Here is a 19,682-nt window from a genome sequence, read left to right as displayed (position 1 = left end):
ATTCAAAGGGGGCAACGATGTTGCTCGGACCCAGAGTTGGGGTTATTGCTTGGGGCACAAAATCTTCGAAAGCCCCCTTCGGCCGGTGGTCCTATTCCATCGCCGAAGTCGTCAATGCGCTGCGCCAAAGAGGAATCAATGCCGGTGCCGTATCCATTCAAGATCTTTCCCAGGGACAAAAGATTTCTTTTTGGCGTCAAGGAACGGATCGACTATGGCATGCGGAAAAGCAACCGGTACCGGATATCTTTTATAATCGTATTTTAAGTCGTCGGAGAGAACAAAGTCCAACGGTGCAAAAAACGCTTCGTTCACTTCAGGAACAGGGCAAGATTCTCTTTAACCCAGGTTATCTCTCGAAAGAATTGGTCTATAACTCGCTTGTCGATTCTGACGTTTGCAGCTACCTCCCGGAGACCCTATTGCAACCATCGCCGGAGCAAGTGGCGGAAACGGTTCCTCAGTGGAAAACGATCTACCTCAAGCCACTTAACAGCTGTGCCGGAAAAGGCATTTACCGGTTGCATAAGGGAAACGGCCGGTGGCAGGTAATAGGAATCCGGAACAAAAGACCGATAAACTTTTCTTTTCAAGATGACCGCACCTTGTGCTTATGGATGGAGAAACTCTTCCGACGGAAAAAGTACCTGGCTCAACAGGGTATACTTCTGGACCGCTACCGGAATCGACCCTATGATTTTCGAGTACTCGTGCAAAAAAACGAAGCGGGAGAATGGACCTTTGTAAACACGGGGATACGTTTAGCTGGTCGAGGACAGGTGGTCACTCACCGTCCGAACGGGGGGCAAATCGTATTTCCCGAGAAGATGTTCAACAGGCGCTTTGGTCCGCACAAATGGAAACCATTTGTAAAGGAAATCTCCCAGATGTCTGTTTCAGCAGCAAAGGTATTGGAAGAAAGACACGGTGGGACCTTTGGCATCTTAACTCTCGATGTTGGGTGGCAAAGCAAGGAGAAAAAGTTATGGATTCTGGAGATTAATTCTAAGCCGGGACGGTTTGATGAGCCTCACATCCAGCGGAAAAGCTACGATCTGTTAGCAGCCTATTTGCGGCATTTATGGGTGCAAAGGGGGATGAAAGATGAAAATATTCATTCACTATGACCACCCGTCGACCGTTTCAGAGCTGGTCCGGAAGATCTCTGCTAAAGGAATTGATGTTTCGGCTGGTCGAGGTGCCCCGGAAGAGCCTGTCGATTGGTGGATCGAATGGGGTGAGGGAAAAAAAATCGATCTTGAAGCTGCCGAGCGCTATTTCAACGTTCCTTGGGAACAAAGGCGTACCGGCAAATCCCAAATGGAAGCTATCTTAAGCCTCAATCATCTGCAGGCGTTTTTGGGAGATGACGGCACCGATTGGCCTGTATCAGTCTGGCCCAAGGAATATCTGTTATACTTATGGGATTCTAAAGTCGTAGGGGTACAGCGAAAGATACTGTTGACGCAGCAGTTACGGGATCTCACTTCGAATAAAGCTTTTATTCCCTCCTTTCAATGGGTAGATCAACTGTCTCCTTGGGAAGAAGAGCGATTGGCGGCTATAGCCATGCGGGCACTTCATTGCTTAGGTTTGGACTTCGGAAAGGTTCATTTAGGCATCAATCGATCTCGAGGGCCGATTCTTCTCGGTATAGAGAGATCGCCGACGGTACACAAGCGTCTAGCACAGTTGTATGCAGATGCTATTGTCAACTCAATGGAGGAATGGAAGCGAGAAGCGGTCTTTTCCCTTGGATCAGACCCAGAATTTATGCTTTTTCTTACCCCGGGCCAGCGGATGGTGCCAGCTTCCCGATTCTTTCCTCGCACAGGGGTCATTGGTTGTGATAACCGGCGAGCCTTTGGCGCTTCCGATGATCTCCCCCTCGCAGAGGTCCGTCCCGAGCCGGCCAAAACTGTCACCGACGCGATGAAGCAACTCCGAAGTGCCTTACACGAAGCGAACCGTCTCTGTCCCTATTCAAATGTAGCTTGGTACGCCGGCTCAGAACCTTATCCAGGTTACCCGATCGGAGGTCATATCCACTTCGGTGGATTGCGGCCAAATAGCCAGTTGATCCGAGCATTGGATCAATATCTGGCGATGCCTCTGTTATTTTTGGAAAATGGGGAGACGGCTGCTCGGAGAAGACAGTTTTACGGTTCACTGGGAGATTACCGCCTTAAGCCTCATGGCTTTGAATATCGTACCCCTAGTTCTTGGCTCACTTCTCCCGAACTGGCTTGGGTTGCATTATCTCTCGCTTCGCTCGTAGGGAGATGCTATAAATATTTATGCCACTGGGACTTTTATCAGTTCGAAGTTCAAGAAGCTTTTTATAAAGGAAGAGTAGAGGAGCTTCTGCCACTGCTAAAAACAGCCCTATTGGAACTAAACGCGGTAGAACCTAGCGAAGAGACCAAAAAACTGACCCAAACCTTTTGGTCCCTCTATGAAAAGGGTCAAGGAATGCGTGAAGAAGTAGACCTTCGAGAGACTTGGAGATTGCCCGTCGGCTTGCAGCGATACCGCTATGTACCGCGACCTCGACATAACTTTTCATGGATCACTGGCAACGTCATGCGCTGACTCCTGTTTGGGTCTATCCCGGACAGGTTTTTGTTTTTAATTTTCATGACATTACCTCGTTAAAGGGAATAATCAAAAGTTGGTTGAATAGAATGACCACAAAAATAAATATGCCATACTATTTGCCTAATTTCTTCGTAATTAGGCAGGAAATTTGCCAAATGAGTAGAATTAGTATCCAGATTTGGTACATAAGGAGGCGCATACCCGTTGTCCGTAACACTGGGGATTAACGGTTTTGGTCGTATCGGGCGGAACGTATTTCGTGCGGCCGTAAATCGTGATGACGTGAAAATTGCAGCTGTCAATGTAACTTCTGATCCAGAAACTGTAGCCTATTTACTCAAATACGACTCCGTTCATGGCGTTTTTGATGCCGATGTGCAGCCGGGAGATAAGTGCCTGATTGTAAATGGCCAAGAAATACCTATCGTTTCTAATCGCGATCCTGCCCAGCTTCCCTGGGGTGAGCTTGGTGTTGATATTGTCATCGAATCGACCGGAAAATTCAACAAGCGCGATGGGGCGGCGAAACACCTCGAAGGCGGTGCTAAAAAGGTTATCATCACGGCACCAGCCAAAGATGAAGATGCTACCATCGTCATGGGGGTCAACGATCATATTTACGATCCAGCCAAACACCATATCCTATCCAACGCATCTTGTACCACTAACTGTTTAGCTCCGGTGGCGAAAGTGATCAATAAAGAGTTCGGCATTGTGGAAGGGCTGATGACAACCGTCCACGCCTTTACCAACGACCAACGCATTCTCGACGATGTACATAAGGATTTACGGCGAGCTCGTGCCTTGGATCTATCTATCATTCCGACGACGACCGGTGCTGCGAAAGCCGTATCGTTAGTGCTTCCGGAACTAGAAGGGAAATTGAACGGCTTCTCCCTGCGCGTTCCCGTTCCTAACGTATCTGTCGTCGATTTGGTCGTCAATTTAGAACGTAACGCCAGCAAAGAAGAGATCAATGGGGCGCTCCGGAACGCTGCCGCAGGGGAACTAAAGGGTATTCTGGCCGTTTGTGACGATCCGCTTGTGTCGAGTGATTTTAACGGAAGTCATTTCTCCTCGATCGTCGATGCCATGTCCACGATGGGAACCAAGAGCGGAAAAATGGCCAAAGTAGTCGCTTGGTATGATAATGAATGGGGCTACTCCTGCCGTGTACTTGATCTAGCCGCGAAAGTGGGAAGTTTGCTATAATTTAGATCAAAAGGCAGGGGGGATATTGTGGAGGCTCGCTGCATGCTTTGCGGAAGAAAAGAAGTCATCGGACCAGATCACCCGAAATGGACCGATTTTGAGGGCAAAACGAAAATCTCCGCTTATATCTGTTTACGTTGTACCGCCAAAGTAAACTATGAAGCCAATGAAAACCAAAAAGTCCCTAAACCGATGTGAGAGCAGCCTTCGCTGCTCTTGCTTTTTTGTCGGAACTAGGAATTGCAGGGTTGACAGGTCTTTCGGTAAGGAGTAAATTAAATGAGGATCATGTCAATAATCGCATAAAGGAGTTCTCGTTAGGTGAGGCTCCTGTACAGACATAGGCTACTGCCCAGAAATGTCGAGAGACGCCGATGGGTTGAACAGGCTTGTACCGAATTAAGGTCTAGCTTAATGTAGCTGAGCATGGCTCTAAGCTGTACAGTGCTAAAACTGGACGAAGGGGAGTTCATTAGGATTATTCTGCGTATAAGCTTCCCTTTTTCGGGGAAGCTTTTTCCGTTCAGCCTTTTTACTGCTTGACAACGAGGAGGTGGTGATTCCGTGGACAGTTTACCTGGTAGACAGATGCAGAAAAAAGACAACAAAATGTGCGGGTTACCGCGGAACGCCCTGCAATGGAGTCGGCGGAGCCCCTAAGGGAGGGCTAACGGTTGATCAAGACGTACTTGTACAATGCCCAAGCGGATCAAGTACTTCATGATATCGAACTGGGACAGACTAATCAATGGCTGTCACATCCCGATAATTTGCTTTGGATTGATCTTTACGATTACAACGCCAAAGAGGTTAATTATATCGGACAAGTCTTCGACTTTCACCCCTTGGCCATTGAGGACGTACTGCATGGCAGTCCCCGTCCGAAGGTAGACCGGTATGATCGGTATTACTTCTTTGTCTTTCATGCCTTGCGTTATGATGAAGAGAGCGACGATGAACTGACACTATTTGATCTCCACGTATTTTTAGGGGAGAACTACATCGTCACCCTTCACCGAAATGCCCTTCCGGCGGTAGGGCGGGTAGCTTACCACTGCCTCAGAGGACCTAAGTTTATGAACAGAGGTCCCGATTACCTTCTCTATGCTATTGTAGACGGTATCATTGATGAATATTTCCCTATTGTCGATCGCTTAGGCGTTCGTATTGACGAACTGGAAGATGAGTTATATATCAACCCGGCGCGGGAAACAACGGACGAAATTTTAGCTTTAAAACGAACGTTGCTGCTTTTACGCAAGGCGATTTTACCGCAAAAACGGATTTTCTCGAATATTAACGGACGCTATTCTTTTGAAGTTCGCGAAGATAATCGGCCCTATTATCTTGACTTGGTCGACCACATGGAGCGGATTACTGACACCATTGACACCTATCGGGACTTGGTGAACAGTGCTATGGACACGTACTTTTCTATCATCTCGAACAAAACGAACGAAATCATGCGGGTTTTGACGATCATGTCGACCATTTTTATGCCGTTGACGGTGATCACCGGTGCCTTTGGTATGAATGTGCCGATTCCTTTTCAAGAAGATAAGTTTATGTTCTATCTCATATGGGTCAGCATGTTATTTCTTTCTGTGGCGATGATCTACTGGTTCAAACGGAAGAAATGGGTATGAGCTTTCTGATCGGTTGTAATAAAAAGACGCTGTTTGATAGCAGCGTCTTTTTTTCATTCTCTCAGTTAGCAGGGCAATCAGAGCGTTGGGAACTTAAAAACGAAAGAACCCGTAGCCGTAGTCGTTATGGTCACCTAACTGGATGGCATTTTTGACGAGAACTTTTCGAACATCGCTCGGTTTGACGTTAGGTATGGACTTTTTCCGCGCTGCCGCTAGGATCAGTGCAACGGCACCGCTGATGTGTGGTGCTGCCATACTGGTGCCGGAGAGGCGGACGTAACGGTTCCTCGGGTAGGTACTGAGAATGTCTACACCTGGAGCCGCGAGGTATAGCTCCGGTCCTTGACTAGAGAAAGGTGCCCGTTTGATGTTGCGATCTACGGCGGCTACGGTGATCACTAAATCAGACCAGCGCGCCGGGTAGTCGATCGAATCGAGGGATACTGTTTTTGTCGCGTCATTTCCGGCAGCGGCAACAAAAACTATACCTGCCTGGGTTGCTTTTTCAATAACGCTCCGCAGCTTTCCATTCGGCTTCTGACTGCCAAAGGAGAGATTTAATACTTGCACTCGGTTATCGACAGCCCAATCGATCGCTTCAATCACATGGCTTTCGCTGCCTTCACCATTTTCGTCGAGCACTTTTAGCGCGTAAATGTCTGTGCGGGGTGCCACGCCGACGACGCCAACACCATTGTCCGTTCCGGCAATAATCCCGGTGACGTGGGTGCCATGACCGTGGTTGTCGGCGTAATTATCGTTGCGGTCCAAAAAATTATAACCGCCTTTGATGTTGGGGGCTAAATCTGGATGAGCAATATCGACACCTGTATCTAACACAGCTACCTTGACACCTTCACCGCGGGTTTCCTTCCATACAATGGGTGCGTTGATCAACTGTACACCGTAATCGATGACTTGACCGGGCACACGATTATAAATACGATGAATAACATAAGGGAAAATTTGGGTTTTGCCATGGACCGTTTTCATTCGCTCACCTTCTTGATTCAAATGCCACTTAAAACCAATATATGGAAGATGAGTCATTTGACGTTCCTTCGTCTATTTCGACAAAACTATATAAATATTGATAGAGGAATCCCGGCGTGATTCAAGAATATATGGAATAAAATGGTAATAGGCGCCGGGGGTGGGTTTGCATAATGGGTATGCTGGTTAAATTGTTTCAACGTCGCGGTAACAGTTGGGGTAATTCCAATGTGGGGGAGCAAAGAACGTCCCAGACGATGACGGCACCGCAAAGCGGTTTTTCTAAACGGACGAATCTGCGTCCGCCAGGACCAGAGGAACCTTTTCTCTATGATGAAGAAGAACGCCGCATCTTGCGGGATATCAACCTGTCCTTGATCATCATCAAGATGACCTTTCAACTGGCTGACGATCGTCGATTGGCTTCTGGCGCAGTGGCCCGGAACTTACAGCCTTTTGTCGTTCTCGACATGGAGCGTCCTCGTAAGGAATACTTAAAGCTTTTGGCAAATGCGGCACGCACTGAATCGGCCAACTTCGCCACCAAGGCTGGCTTTGAAAGCTTTGAGGCATTGGGACGGAGATGGCAAAAATCAGGGAAAGATTTATACGACCAAACGCTCCTCTTAGGTCCGATGGGGGACCAATTCGAGAGCAAACTGCAGCATGTATTACGAAAATATGCCAAACTGGCCAAAGTGCCTTATCTGACGGTGGTAACCCGTCTGCCGGCAGAGCCTCTGCGGGTGGAAGTGCCGCGGTTTCAGGTAAACCGGCCTTTTGTATTGGGGGGAATTCCCTGCGCCAGCTTTGAAGATGCACGGCTCTTAGCCCAGACGCTGGCACCCGCCGTAGCTCGTGATGAAAAAGACGGGTTGATTGAACACTATACGAGCCATTATCTTGAATAGACGAATAGAAGTGCAACGTGGCTTGAAACGGATGCCCTCCTGCGGTAAACTGTTACAAGAATAGGGGGGAGGGGTATCCATGGACTCGGTTTCAATCGGTGTAGCTTTTATGGCTGGCATTGCGTCTTTTTTATCTCCCTGCATCTTACCGCTCGTACCAGCCTATATCACCTACCTAACGGGGACAAGGGTGGCCGAGTTACCGTCAGATGAGTCAGGGGGTACGTCTTTTGATGTTGGCACTTTTCAAAAAGCTTTAGCTTTCGTCTTTGGCTTTTCCACGGTTTTCATCGCTCTCGGTGCGTCGGCGACGGTCGTGGGACAATTACTGCTTATGTATCAAGATACATTTCGTATCGTGGCGGGGTCAATCATCATCGTTTTTGGCCTTCATCTTACAGGCCTCATGCCGATTCCAGGACTCTATCGAGAAGTTCGTTTCGGGGGAAAACCGAAGAGCGGTGGTTTAGTAGGTGCCTTTTTACTGGGGATGGCCTTCGTCGCCGGTTGGTCTCCTTGTGTCGGCCCAGTTCTTTCTGCCATCTACATCTACGCGGCGACCGGTGAGACGATGAAGCAAGGCATCGCCTTGTTAGGCGCCTTTTCTGCCGGACTTGCAGTTCCTTTCTTGATAACAGCTTTATCGCTGGCTAGAGTGGAAAAGTGGATGAAACGGTTCGTCCAATATTCATCGAAAATCTCTATGGCGAGCGGCGCCGTTATGGTGGCGATCGGTTTTCTCATTTTGACCGATCAGATGGGCCAAATCAGCGGTTATCTGGACTTTTTGCCTAGCTTCTAGGGGAATACTTATAGGGGAATATGTAAAGGTTTTCAGCAAAACAGAAAAGGAGTTAACCAATACATTTGTAACGGTTAACTCCTTTTTGTTTTGATTAAATATACTTCAATAAACCCGCGAAGCATAGTTTGCGGGTTAAACATTTTAGAAATGGCTGGGGAGGCTGGATTCGAACCAACGAATGGCGGAGTCAAAGTCCGCTGCCTTACCGCTTGGCTACACCCCAATGAAATGGTGGAGGGAGAAGGATTCGAACCTTCGAAGGCAGAGCCGGCAGATTTACAGTCTGCTCCCTTTGGCCACTCGGGAATCCCTCCAGAGGATGGTGCCTCGGGGCGGAATCGAACCACCGACACGAGGATTTTCAGTCCTCTGCTCTACCGACTGAGCTACCGAGGCGTTATGGTGACCCGTAGGGGATTCGAACCCCTGTAACCGCCGTGAAAGGGCGGTGTCTTAGACCGCTTGACCAACGGGCCAAATCTAAAATGCAAGATGTATTTTAGATCAGATGTGAACACAAATCAACCGTATTTTTTGTGATATAGGTTGAAAATTATTAAAAAACGCTAATTATAGTGATTTTACTGAGTTTAACTAAATATTTCTATGAATTGCACTATTTTAATAAGTCTTTAGACGAACGATCTCTTATAGAAACGAATAATTATCTAATTGCTCTCGCTGCTTTTCAATAGTCAACTCACGGGGTATAATAATCTAACTGAAAAGATTGTCGAGGAGTAGACTTGTGAGCGATAAGAACAACAAATATCTGATTTTGACATACGGTTGCCAGATGAATGAACGGGACTCTGAGTCCCTGGCTGGTTTTTTGAGACAGATGGGCTACGATGAAGCGGCCAGTCCTGATGAGGCGACTATCCTTTTGATCAATACTTGCTGTGTCCGTGAATCAGCAGAGCGAAAAATCTTAGGCAAACTCGGTGAACTTCGCAAATACAAGCTTGCTGACCCCGATGTGATCATCGGTATCGGCGGCTGTATGGTTCAACAACCGGGCATGAGCGAACGGATTCAGAAAGAATACCCCTATGTCGATCTAGTCTATGGTACCCACAACCTGCACCAACTTCCGGTGATGATTGAACAATGCCGCTCTGGACAGGTCGTGGACGTCTGGAACAGTGAAGGTGAAGTCGTCGAAGACCTGCCAGATCGCAAAGTAGACGGTATCAAGGCTCATGTGACCATCATGTATGGTTGCAATAACTTCTGCAGCTACTGCATCGTTCCCTACGTTCGCGGGCGAGAGCGAAGCCGAACACCGAAAGACATCGTCCGAGAAGTGACGAATTTGGTGGCTCAAGGAGTAAAAGAAGTCACCTTGTTGGGCCAGAATGTAAACTCCTATGGAAAAGACCTCGAGCCAGCGATCAATTTTGCTGGCTTGTTATTGGAAGTCAATAAAGTCGAAGGGTTGCAGCGCATCCGTTTTACTACATCTCACCCTAAAGATTTTGATCTCGAACTGATTCAGGCCATGGCTAAAGCAGATAAAGTGTGCGAACACATTCACCTTCCGGTACAGGCCGGAAGTAATCGAATTTTAGAAGAAATGAATCGCGGTTACAAACGGGAGTATTATATCGATCTCATCGCCAAGATCCGCGAAGCCATGCCGAATGTAGCTCTCACGACGGATTTAATCGTCGGATTCCCCGGAGAGAGCGATGACGACTTTGAGGACACGTTAGATCTTCTGGAAAAGGTCCGTTATGACAACGCCTTTACCTTCTTATACTCCAAACGTTCAGGTACACCGGCGGCGGAAATGGACGGACAGATTTCCGATGAGGTGAAAAAGAGCCGTTTCCAACGGTTGCTCAAGTTGCAGAATGTCATCAGCCTAGAACACAACCGGGCGCTGCTAGGAACGACGCAGGAAATCCTCGTGGAAGGCCCCAGCAAAAATAACAAGGAAATGATGTCAGGCCGAACGCGAGGAAACAAAATTGTCGTCTTTCCAGGTTCAGAAGAGATGATTGGCCGTTTGATCAATGTCAAGATTGAAGAGGCCCGCACATGGACGTTGATCGGCAAAGAAATCTGATGTAGACAGGCAACGATGATAGGGCTTCGGGAACACCCGAGGCTCTTCTATTTTCCACGTGGAGGTGGCAGATCTGAAAGCGGTAACACCGATGATGCGACAATATCAGGAAATCAAAAATCAAAACCCAGAGGCGATTCTCTTCTTTCGGTTGGGCGATTTTTATGAGATGTTCGGGCCTGACGCTATCCTGGCATCACGGGAGCTAGAGATTACCTTGACTGGGCGGGACGCCGGATTAGAGGAACGGATACCTATGTGTGGTGTCCCCTTTCATTCCGCTCAGGGCTATATTTCTCGGTTAGTGGAAAAAGGGTATAAAGTGGCCATTTGCGAGCAGGTGGAAGATCCGGCGGCAGCGAAGGGGATTGTCCGACGGGAAGTCGTCCGTGTCGTTACACCTGGCACGATCATGGATATGAATTTGATCGAGGAAAAGAGCAATAACTTTCTCGTCTGTGCAGCCTTAAACGCCGACGAGTGGGGACTTGCCGCCTTAGACGTGTTTACCGGTGATTTTCAAACGGCGCGTTGGAACGGCCGAGAGATGGCTGCTTTTCAGGCTGAAATCATGCGCCTGGCTCCAAAAGAGTTGCTTCTGCATCCATCATTAGCCAATGCTTATCCTGAACTCGTTTCCGGATGGAAAAAACAAGGCATACTGGTGAGTGAATACCCACGGGAAGGACTCACTTTGGAGCAAGCGGTGACGGTCCTCAAACGGCACTTCACCGTATCCAGTTTGGATGCTTTTGGCTGTGCCCACTGGCCAGGGGCTATCGTCGCTTCAGCTATCGCACTACGCTATGTACAGGAGACTCAGAAAGCGAATTTAAGGCATATTTCGCGGTTAACGTCCTATACGACGGAACAGTTTATGCGACTCGATCCAGCGACAAGACGAAATCTGGAACTGACGCAGACGATGCGAGAAGGTAGCCGAAAAGGTTCGCTCCTGGGGGTTATCGATAAGACAGTCACAGCCATGGGCGGACGGCTGATCAAACGGTGGATTGAACAACCCCTAACCCAGGTGACTGAAATTCATCACCGCCAACGGATCGTTTCGGCACTCGTCGATGAAGGGTTGCTAAGGCAGGATGTACGTGCTGGTTTGCGCAGTGTGTACGATCTGGAACGGTTGGCTGGTAAAGTAGCCTATGGTTCAGCGAACGGCCGGGACTTGTTAGCCTTAGCCACCTCTCTTCAAGCCCTTCCAGAGATTCTGGACAAGCTTCGGCAGGGACCTCCCATCTTAGCCGAAGTAGCTGCTCAAATTGACCCGCTTACAGCGATTGCGAGCCGGATCCGAGAAACAATAGTCGATGAACCGCCTGTATCCGTACGGGATGGTGGAATCATCCGGCCCGGTTTTCACGAGGAAGTCGATGAATTGCGGGAGGCAGCCGGTTCTGGCAAGGAGTGGCTCGCTCACCTGGAACAGCGGGAACGGGAACGGACCGGAATTCGATCTTTGAAAGTCGGCTTTAATAAGGTTTTTGGCTATTATATCGAAGTAACCCGGGCTCACATGGCCAGTGTACCTGAAGATTACATACGCAAACAAACCCTGGCCAACGGGGAGCGGTATATCACTCCCGAACTGAAAAATTATGAAGAGAAGATTCTTGGTGCAGAAGAAAAACTGACTCAATTGGAATACAGGCTGTTTACAGAGTTACGCAGTTCCATCGAGGAAGTATTACCGCAACTGCAAGTGACGGCTGACCAGGTCGCCCAGTTGGATGTATGGGCCTCTTTTGCCCAGGTGGCTGTAGAACAGGGGTACATTTGTCCAGAGATTCATGACAACATTGAGATTTCTATTCAGGGCGGTCGTCATCCTGTCGTCGAAGCTCATCTGGGACCGGGCCTGTTTGTCCCCAATGATACAGCTTTTAGCGACGACCAGACGTTGTTGCTCATCACCGGACCGAATATGGCCGGAAAGAGTACGTACATGCGTCAAGTGGCCCTGATCGTCCTGTTGGCTCAAGTGGGAGCTTTTGTTCCTGCTGCCTCAGCTTCCATAGGGGTGGTTGATCGCATTTTTACCCGGGTAGGTGCTTCCGATGACCTTGCAACCGGGCAGAGCACGTTTATGGTGGAAATGACCGAAGTCGCTCACATCTTACACCATGCCAGTTCCCGCAGTCTCGTCGTTCTTGATGAGGTTGGACGGGGGACCAGCACGTATGATGGAATGGCCATCGCATGGGCAGTTGCAGAGGCCATCCAGCGTCTAGGCGCCAAATCTCTGTTCGCGACCCACTATCACGAATTAGTCCACCTTAAAGAGACGCTATCAGGCGTTCGCTGTTACAACATCGCTGTACGGGAATCAGGCGATGATATCGCATTCCTGCACCAGATCCGCTTGGGTGGGGTAAACAAGAGCTACGGCATTCAGGTGGCCCGTTTGGCTGGATTGCCGTCAATGGTCATCAACCGAGCCAAAGAGATCCTGAGCGGATTGGAGCAAAAAGATGGGAAAAAAGCTATTCCTATACCAGCGGAAAGGGACGAGCAACCGTCACTTCAAAGGTCTTTGGTGCGGCAGGAATCGCACAACATTTCACCTGCAGCTTTTACTAGCGAGGGTTCTGTAACCAAAATAAATCATTTAACAGAAGCCGAAGTATTGGGTACCTTTAACGTTTCAGCCATGGGAATAAATGATTTAAACCAAGTAAATTATCCGGGGGCGAGCGTTGAAACAGAATCGATTAATCGATTAGAGTTTCAAGTCAGCCATGATAACAGCGAATCCGAAGCAAGCCAGATGCAACTGTTCTCTGGTACCGTTGAAGAAGGGGTTCAGTCACCGAAAAATGCTCAAATTGGCAAGGCTTTAGCAGAGGAACTTGCTAAGCTTGATATCAACCGCATGACACCGCTTGATGCGATGAACTGGCTCGCTAAGCAACAAAAGAAGCTGCGGCGGGGGAGGAATGAACGTTGGGTGTAATTCGACTCCTAGATACCCATACGGTCAACCAAATCGCCGCCGGGGAAGTAGTGGAGCGGCCAGCGTCCATCGTGAAAGAACTGATGGAAAATGCTCTTGACGCCGGCGCTACCCGTATTGATGTACATTTGACGGACGGCGGCCGTCAACTCATCCGGATCGTCGATAACGGATGCGGCATGTCGCCAGAAGATGCTGCTCTATGTATTGAACGTCATGCTACGAGTAAAATCGGCAGTGCTGAAGATTTGATGGCGATTGAAACCCTCGGTTTTCGCGGCGAAGCTCTTCCTTCGATTGCCTCGGTATCACGGATGGAATTCACCACTCGCCGCCACTGCGACAGCCAAGGTACACGATTGCGCGTAGAAGGCGGTGAAAGACAGCCTGTAGAAACGGTGGGTGCCCCGCCGGGAACGACGATTCAAGTGGAAGACCTCTTTTACAATACACCGGCTCGGCGAAAGTTTCTTCGATCGTCTACGGCAGAAGGGTCTGCCTGTGCCGAGGTCATCTGGCGCCTCGCCTTGGCCCATCCCCACGTAGCCGTATCGTTGACACAGGGGCGGCAGGTTACCTTTCGTTCCCCAGGGAATAATAAAACTCTAGAAACTTTGTCGGCCGTATACGGGAGGGAAGTCATTCCTCACCTGTTGGCACTTTCCCACAAATCCTCGGAGGGATGGGAATTGAACGGCTTCATCGGTGAGCCCTCCCTGAACCGAGCTAACCGCAACCATCAGACCTGGTTTATCAACCAGCGCTGGGTGCGCAGCCGCAGCCTCTCCCTGGCCGTAGAAGAAGTCTATCAAGGCTTGTTACCGGTACACCGTTTTCCTTTTTTCGTGCTCAACTTGCTCCTCCCTCCCCATAAGGTCGATGTAAACGCCCATCCTACGAAACAAGAGATAAAAATCGATCAAGAACGGGACATTTGTGAGTTTATTCAATCGGTTTTAAAGGAGACCTTACGAAGCCGGGCTTTGTCCCGACCGCTGTGGACCCGGGAAGGTTCCTCCCAGCCAGCCCTATCATCTGCGTACAACAGTCAATCCTCTTTAACGCCGGATAAAACGATCAAAGACCGACCGTCTTTAAACAACGTCGCCAAGATGACACCTCTGTGGACAGATTCCATTGAACCTAGCCCAAAGCCGGAAACTTCTGGTGTGTACCAGGAACCCAACAGGGGGAGAAGCGACGCAATCATTGGAGAAAGAGTTCAAAAAAACACCGGAGACTCCCCGGAAAAGAGTACTGACCATAATGGATTAGAAGCTGCCACAAATACAATAAATGATATTACGAAGACAGACTCAAAAGAAATCAGCAAGGGACTTTTCGACAAAACAAGTTACCCAAGTCCCCAGTACTGCGTCGAAACAGAGTCCCCGGAGAAGTATCCCGGAAATACCATTGTCGCGGAAAGTCTGCCCTGCTCTGAGGATTTGCCGAAAAGTCCGCTCTATGATGTGCCACTGAAGGCTGCTATGGTCGCCGAGTGGATCCCTATTGGACAATTTCAACGATCGTACATTCTTGCCGAAGGACAAGGTGCTTTATACCTGATCGATCAACATGCCGCTCACGAGCGGGTTCTCTACTATGCCTTGAAAGAAAAACTCGAACAAGCCATTGATGTCGAACAGTCATGCCAGCAACTGTTGATTCCCGTAACAGTCACATTGACACCAGCAGAGTTTGATGCCGTGATCGAACGGATTTCAGACCTGCGCGATGCAGGCATTATCATGGAGCATTTCGGTGGGAATACGTTACTCATCCGAGCCGTCCCCCTCGGTCTTCCGCCTGGTGAGGAAGAAGGGTTGCTTCGCGATATCATCGATCGCATCCAAGGGGGAGCCAAGCTAAAAAAGGAGGATCTCTGTAGAGAGGCCTTAAGCAGCCTGGCTTGCCGGGGGGCAGTCAAAGCGGGACAAACGATGAGCCATCCTGAGATGGTTGCTCTATTGCAACAAGTGGCCCGGTTGGAAGGCATGGACACATGCCCCCATGGCCGTCCTTACTTGTTACGTATTGACCGCAGCGAGTTGGAACACAGATTTCACCGCTCCTAGGAGTTGACGTTTTGGTAATCGTGACGACTGCGCTAGAAGCGAGCGGCGAACTGATAGAACGAGCAAAAGCAATTGCTGCCCAGCTAGAAGCCCCTTTCGCACTGCGAGAACAAAAATCTTTAGATACCTTACGCCGTGAGTACGATCGAGACCAATTTCTGATTGTCAAAAAAAATCGCCTTGTCCTTAGAATGGGCGATGAAGAATTTTTCTTTCACCCAAATATGGCGGTGCATCGAGTTCGTGCCTTAAAAAGAAGGCAAGCAGTTCCGCTTGTGGAAGCGCTAGATATTCGCTCAGGCGATTACATTTTGGATTGTACGATCGGCTTAGGATCTGACGCGATTGTTGCCGCCTGCGCTGCCGGAACGACGGGTAAAGTAACTGGCATAGAGCATAGTTCGTTGATCGCTTTGATCGTAAGGGAAGGTCTCCGTTCGACAAAAGAAAAACTAGAACCAGATGTGATAGCAGCAATGGGACGAATTGAAGTAGTCCAGGGAGATCATCGTCACATACTTCGAGAATTTCCTGACAACAGCTTTGACAGCGTCTATTTCGATCCCATGTTCCGTAACCCCCAAAAAAACTCTGACGGCATTGCCGGAATTCGCAGTCTCGCCGATTTAAAACCCTTGGAGCCTGCGGTGATTGAGGAAGCTTGTCGTGTCGCTCGCCGCCGGGTGGTTATGAAAGAACGCAGCAACAGCGACGAATGGTATCGACTACAACCAGACCAAGTCTTAGCGGGGAAATATGCCTCTGTAGGCTACGGAATTTGGTATGTAGGAGGTGAGGACCGTGGATAAGCCCCCCAGTCACCTACCAGAAAATGTTCTTTCGGAAGCTGCCCTATCGGAAGCGCTGCTTCCGTTGGTGCTCGTCGTCGGTCCAACCGCCGTCGGTAAATCAGATATCGGCATCGCCATCGCGCAGCACTTTAACGGGGAAATCATCTCCGGTGATTCCATGCAAGTGTACCGAGGAATGGACATTGGTTCGGCCAAAATACCGCCTGAGCAACGGGGAGGTATTCCCCATCACATGATCGACATCATCGATCCTGATGAACCTTTCAGCGTGGCTGACTTTCAGCGGCGTGTCACTGACCTCATCCCACAAATCGTTGCCCGAGGACGTCTGCCCATCATGGTCGGCGGAACAGGACTCTATGTCCGTTCCATCACTGACCATTACAAATTTAGCGAAGAGGCAAAAGATCTGGAACTGAGGGCACGATTGGAGACAAAGGCCGCTGAGTTAGGTCCTGAAGCTTTTCATCGACTCTTGGCGGAGATCGATCCTGATGCTGCAAAGCGGATACATTTCAATGACCGCAAACGAATCATCCGGGCGATGGAAGTCTATCACCTAACAGGCAAACGGCAAGGCGAATTTCATTACGCTGCTTCCGTACAAAAGCCCAAATACCGTCTGGCCCCGATCGCCTTGACGATGGACCGCCAGGAACTGTATCGTCGCATTGACCAACGTGCCCAAATCATGATAGAATTGGGACTAGTAGAAGAGGTGAAAGGGTTGTTGGAACGGGGATATGATCCGGCACTTCCTTCCATGCAAGGCTTGGGGTACAAGGAAATCGTCAATTATCTCCGGGGTGAATATAACCTTTCCCACGCCCTCTATCTGATCCAAAGGGATACACGACACTTTGCCAAGCGACAATATACCTGGTTTCGACGTGATCCCCGGTTGAACTGGTTTGCAGTAGATGTGATGGAGCGGGATTTTTTGCTTGAAAACATCTACGATAGCATCAGGAAGGCTCTTGGAGGGCACATAGAGAACATAAATTTTGGAGGGTCGCTTCAATGACGAAACAGCTGAACCTTCAGGATGCTTTCCTGAATCAGGTCCGCAAAGAAAATCTTCCTGTTACCATCTTTTTGGTCAACGGTTTTCAAATCAAAGGTATGGTCAAAGGATTTGATAGCTTTACAGTGTTCCTTGATGTTGAAGGCAAACAACAGATGGTATACAAACATGCCATTTCCACGATTATGCCCCTTCGACCGGTATCTTTGTCCATGGACGCTAATAAAGCGTAATCACGCAGAGAGAAAAAGCACCTGATTGTAGGTGCTTTTTTTTTGTCAATTTTTTTAGAGAAACTCACGTATAATGGCAGGATATGTAAATTATGCAGCGAATACATCTTCCATAATATTCCTACGAGGTGGATTTTTTATGGAACACGAATCTAACCTGCCCTTTTCCGAACAGACCCCGCTGAAAGAGGATGAATCTAGAAGCAAAAGAAGAGGGAAAATTTTGGCAACTGGTTTTCAGCAAGAGGCTGATGGAACGATCGCGCCTTCGTTGCCTCCGTACAAATATAAACGAAGAAAAAATCGTTCTCGCAAACAGGTCATCTTTAGCGCCACAGCGCTATCCCTGTTGCTCGTCGGGGCATTGGCTGGTGCGTGGTATACGGGAATATTGAAAACCCCGTCTTACCTGGGGCCCATCTCTCATATATTTGATCGAGAAGTAACAACTGGCGTCGTCGGTGAGCCGATAGAGGATAGCTCCTTTCCGTCGAAACCGGTGGAAGAGCATCAACAAGAGAGTACTGTCGTCACGACCCCGCCCGTTGCTGAAGCAGGCTCTTGGGAAAAGGGTGTATTATTCGAAGGTGCTTGGGTCGTTCCTCAAGAAGTTGAGAAGAAAGGGATCAAACAACGTTCTGTACGTGTCCTACCGCTACAGAGTGGAGAGTTCTTGGTCAACATCCCCGAAGAAGGTACGCTCTCGGCGTTGGACAAAGAGGGTAAGGTTCTTTGGACAAAACAACCGGAACCTTGGGGGGTGTCTGGGAAACAGCGAGTACAACGAAGCTGGGATGGACTGGTGCGAGCTTCTGACGGGAGAGCCGTCACTTTTACCAAAGGCGTTGAATCGGCCATCTGGTGGAGCAGTGCCCAACAGCCTGATGAAGAACGGCCTCTGCCGCCAGCGCGTACAAAGCTTCCTTTGACGATCAGTGCCGATAATTATTATGTAAACTTAACTTGGAATGAACAAGGTTGCGACATATTGGATTCTTGGGGAACTGTTAAAGGGAAAATCACCTTCCCGAAAACCCGCTTTTCTCCCACGGCTGCCGTTCCAATGGCACAGGGACGTTTGCTCATGGCTAACGTCGACGGGCTATTATATATCATCAATAAGGAAGGTTTGATCGAAAACAAAATCGGCCCCAGCAAAGCCGGTGAAAAAGCGGCCATTAAGAGCTTAGCTGTCGATCCAAAAGGTTACGTCTTTGTAGGCGCTGGCGATCGAGTGGAAATATGGAAAAGTTCTGGCGAGTTCGTTTTTGGCTTTACCGTCGACGGTGGATGTGCATCGGTCGCTTTAAGTGAAGAAGGGAAACTCTATGTGGGCGATTTGAGTGGAAAAATTAAAATATTTTCGGCGGTCTGACCAGGGAATTTAAAAGTTATGTCGAAATATCCTGAATAAAGGGGCATCTCTTCGAATTGGGAGATGGTAGAGGATGAGTTTATTTCCCTGGCAAAGCCAATTGGAAATGGTCGCATGGTTTGCCCTCTTTTCTGGGTTATGGAATTACAGCGACCAACTGTCAGCCTCCATGTTGCAACAAGGGTTTACTCGCCAAAATGCTTGGTGGCTTCGTTACGGCGCCGTCAGCCTCGCCGTCGGCTGCTTCCCCATCTTTTATTTAGGCTCAGACCTTCTTGTCGGGGAAGCGACAGGATTGGCTGAAATACCTTTGACCTTTACGGGGAGGATGACGGCTGCAGGCGTTATGGCATTTGGAGCGATGCTCCTGATTGCAACAGCACGACTCGTTTCGTTACAGCGAGAAGTATTAGTTCACAAGGTCTTGTTCAAGTGGGATTTTGAATTTGACGAATATCTTGATGAACAGGTGTGGATGGGTGGATCCATCCCGGAATTGTGCTCGCTGAACAGCCGTCTCGGAAGAGGGCGCTTATCGTTGGCCGTCATGAACAGCGATGGTGAAGTTGTTTCATTAGGTGTCCGGCGCTCTCACAGTCTCCATTTTGATCCGCAAGAACCCTTTCAGCTAACTTCCTGGGTTGCCCTTGAGGGAGGACATTCTGTAGCTGTTTGGTTTCGGACCGAAGAAGACCGGCGGTTGCCTCTGGAAGAAGAGATCAGCGAAGTGAACCGACTGGTGGCGGCTTTGACGGAAAAGAGATTAAAAGCCCGCCATGTCTTATTTCACAACGGTTCCCAGGTGCATACCCTTTACTCGGCGCCACCGACTCAGTTGCCCCAGACCGGTCAAGGTTTATTTCCCCTCAATCGGGAATCGACACATACCTTGTAGAAGCCAAGCAGTCATTTGCTTGGCTTTTTCCTTATTCTATTTCCCGTGCTTGCGTAAT

General features: G+C 49.0%; 16 protein-coding genes, 4 tRNA genes and 1 riboswitch. Of the genes, 15 read left to right on the top strand and 5 right to left on the bottom strand.

From position 1 onward, the window contains the following. Nucleotides 1-20 precede the first annotated feature (20 nt). The 5 genes from GJ688_RS03070 (at nt 21) to corA (ending at nt 5,456) form a co-directional block, all read left to right on the top strand. Nucleotides 21-1,127, top strand: coding sequence for a YheC/YheD family endospore coat-associated protein (locus GJ688_RS03070; RefSeq protein ID WP_170291606.1), 1,107 nt, complete (start codon nt 21-23; stop codon nt 1,125-1,127). Next, nucleotides 1,105-2,592, top strand: coding sequence for a putative amidoligase domain-containing protein (locus GJ688_RS03065; protein ID WP_155475064.1), 1,488 nt, complete (start codon nt 1,105-1,107; stop codon nt 2,590-2,592). The genes GJ688_RS03070 and GJ688_RS03065 overlap by 23 nt, the downstream gene beginning before the upstream one ends. Nucleotides 2,593-2,802: 210 nt before the next feature. Next, nucleotides 2,803-3,810 carry a type I glyceraldehyde-3-phosphate dehydrogenase gene (gap, locus tag GJ688_RS03060; RefSeq protein ID WP_155475063.1) on the top strand — a complete coding sequence of 336 codons (1,008 nt, stop codon included), beginning with the start codon at nt 2,803-2,805 and terminating at the stop codon, nt 3,808-3,810. 42 nt (nt 3,811-3,852) lie between these two features. After that, a complete protein-coding gene (locus GJ688_RS03055) occupies nt 3,853-4,008 on the top strand; it encodes a DUF2197 domain-containing protein (protein ID WP_155475062.1) in 156 nt (51 codons plus the stop codon). A gap of 108 nt (nt 4,009-4,116) precedes the next feature. After that, nucleotides 4,117-4,283: riboswitch (M-box (ykoK) riboswitch) on the top strand. A 201-nt stretch (nt 4,284-4,484) separates the two neighbouring features. Further along, entirely contained in the window at nt 4,485-5,456 is a 972-nt protein-coding gene (gene corA, locus GJ688_RS03050; RefSeq protein WP_155475061.1) for a magnesium/cobalt transporter CorA, read from the top strand. 93 nt (nt 5,457-5,549) lie between these two features. Here the strand turns inward: corA and GJ688_RS03045 are convergent, their stop codons facing one another. Then, entirely contained in the window at nt 5,550-6,452 is a 903-nt protein-coding gene (locus tag GJ688_RS03045; protein ID WP_170291605.1) for a S8 family peptidase, read from the bottom strand. Between the two features lie 173 nt (nt 6,453-6,625). Between GJ688_RS03045 and GJ688_RS03040 the strand changes: the two genes are divergently transcribed. Beyond that, entirely contained in the window at nt 6,626-7,363 is a 738-nt protein-coding gene (locus GJ688_RS03040) for a hypothetical protein (protein ID WP_155475059.1), read from the top strand. 79 nt (nt 7,364-7,442) lie between these two features. Then, nucleotides 7,443-8,165: a cytochrome c biogenesis CcdA family protein gene (locus GJ688_RS03035; protein ID WP_155475058.1), complete on the top strand. Its 723-nt coding sequence runs from the start codon at nt 7,443-7,445 to the stop codon at nt 8,163-8,165. A gap of 151 nt (nt 8,166-8,316) precedes the next feature. Here the strand turns inward: GJ688_RS03035 and GJ688_RS03030 are convergent. The 4 genes from GJ688_RS03030 to GJ688_RS03015 form a co-directional block, all read right to left on the bottom strand. Continuing rightward, nucleotides 8,317-8,391: transfer RNA gene (locus GJ688_RS03030), tRNA-Gln, on the bottom strand. Nucleotides 8,392-8,397: 6 nt separating this feature from the next. Beyond that, a tRNA-Tyr gene (locus tag GJ688_RS03025) sits at nt 8,398-8,482 on the bottom strand. A 6-nt stretch (nt 8,483-8,488) separates the two neighbouring features. Next, a tRNA-Phe gene (locus tag GJ688_RS03020) sits at nt 8,489-8,564 on the bottom strand. 4 nt (nt 8,565-8,568) lie between these two features. Beyond that, nucleotides 8,569-8,644: transfer RNA gene (locus GJ688_RS03015), tRNA-Glu, on the bottom strand. A 272-nt stretch (nt 8,645-8,916) separates the two neighbouring features. Between GJ688_RS03015 and miaB the strand changes: the two genes are divergently transcribed. The 8 genes from miaB to GJ688_RS02975 all read left to right on the top strand — a co-directional run bounded on the left by miaB (nt 8,917) and on the right by GJ688_RS02975 (nt 19,624). Further along, complete coding sequence (miaB, locus tag GJ688_RS03010) at nt 8,917-10,239, top strand: tRNA (N6-isopentenyl adenosine(37)-C2)-methylthiotransferase MiaB (protein WP_328597300.1); 1,323 nt, start codon at nt 8,917-8,919, stop codon at nt 10,237-10,239. A gap of 91 nt (nt 10,240-10,330) precedes the next feature. Continuing rightward, nucleotides 10,331-13,207, top strand: a complete 2,877-nt coding sequence (mutS, locus tag GJ688_RS03005) for a DNA mismatch repair protein MutS (protein ID WP_235910733.1) — start codon at nt 10,331-10,333, stop codon at nt 13,205-13,207. Further along, nucleotides 13,198-15,285, top strand: coding sequence for a DNA mismatch repair endonuclease MutL (mutL, locus tag GJ688_RS03000; protein WP_155475057.1), 2,088 nt, complete (start codon nt 13,198-13,200; stop codon nt 15,283-15,285). Before mutS ends, mutL begins: the two co-directional genes overlap by 10 nt. A 20-nt stretch (nt 15,286-15,305) precedes the next feature. Further along, a complete protein-coding gene (locus GJ688_RS02995; RefSeq protein ID WP_328597311.1) occupies nt 15,306-16,094 on the top strand; it encodes a class I SAM-dependent methyltransferase in 789 nt (262 codons plus the stop codon). Further along, nucleotides 16,087-17,121 carry a tRNA (adenosine(37)-N6)-dimethylallyltransferase MiaA gene (gene miaA / locus GJ688_RS02990; protein WP_328597299.1) on the top strand — a complete coding sequence of 345 codons (1,035 nt, stop codon included), beginning with the start codon at nt 16,087-16,089 and terminating at the stop codon, nt 17,119-17,121. The genes GJ688_RS02995 and miaA overlap by 8 nt, the downstream gene beginning before the upstream one ends. After that, a complete protein-coding gene (gene hfq, locus GJ688_RS02985; protein ID WP_012283609.1) occupies nt 17,118-17,354 on the top strand; it encodes an RNA chaperone Hfq in 237 nt (78 codons plus the stop codon). Before miaA ends, hfq begins: the two co-directional genes overlap by 4 nt. A gap of 139 nt (nt 17,355-17,493) precedes the next feature. Next, the gene (locus tag GJ688_RS02980; protein ID WP_155475055.1) at nt 17,494-18,729 is read left to right on the top strand and encodes an NHL repeat-containing protein; all 1,236 of its coding nucleotides are present in this window, start codon (nt 17,494-17,496) and stop codon (nt 18,727-18,729) included. A 73-nt stretch (nt 18,730-18,802) separates the two neighbouring features. After that, on the top strand, nt 18,803-19,624 hold the full coding sequence (locus GJ688_RS02975; RefSeq protein ID WP_155475054.1) for a hypothetical protein: 822 nt from the start codon (nt 18,803-18,805) through the stop codon (nt 19,622-19,624). Nucleotides 19,625-19,682: the final 58 nt, after the last annotated feature.

The organism is Heliobacterium mobile (assembly GCF_009720735.1).
Classification (GTDB): Bacteria; Bacillota; Desulfitobacteriia; order Heliobacteriales; family Heliobacteriaceae; genus Heliobacterium; species Heliobacterium mobile.
The sequence above is the reverse complement of the archived record's forward strand: the minus strand, read 5'-3'. Positions and strand labels throughout refer to the sequence as shown.

Bases quoted from the DNA above. Each gene is read 5' to 3' on its own strand.
- GJ688_RS03065 (WP_155475064.1), top strand. From the start codon at position 1,105: ATGAAAATATTCATTCACTATGACCACCCGTCGACCGTTTCAGAGCTG.
- mutS (WP_235910733.1), top strand. From the start codon at position 10,331: ATGATGCGACAATATCAGGAAATCAAAAATCAAAACCCAGAGGCGATT.
- GJ688_RS02980 (WP_155475055.1), top strand. From the start codon at position 17,494: ATGGAACACGAATCTAACCTGCCCTTTTCCGAACAGACCCCGCTGAAA.
- GJ688_RS03045 (WP_170291605.1), bottom strand. From the start codon at position 6,452: ATGAAAACGGTCCATGGCAAAACCCAAATTTTCCCTTATGTTATTCAT.
- hfq (WP_012283609.1), top strand. From the start codon at position 17,118: ATGACGAAACAGCTGAACCTTCAGGATGCTTTCCTGAATCAGGTCCGC.
- GJ688_RS03040 (WP_155475059.1), top strand. From the start codon at position 6,626: ATGGGTATGCTGGTTAAATTGTTTCAACGTCGCGGTAACAGTTGGGGT.
- GJ688_RS03055 (WP_155475062.1), top strand. From the start codon at position 3,853: ATGCTTTGCGGAAGAAAAGAAGTCATCGGACCAGATCACCCGAAATGG.
- GJ688_RS03035 (WP_155475058.1), top strand. From the start codon at position 7,443: ATGGACTCGGTTTCAATCGGTGTAGCTTTTATGGCTGGCATTGCGTCT.
- GJ688_RS02975 (WP_155475054.1), top strand. From the start codon at position 18,803: ATGAGTTTATTTCCCTGGCAAAGCCAATTGGAAATGGTCGCATGGTTT.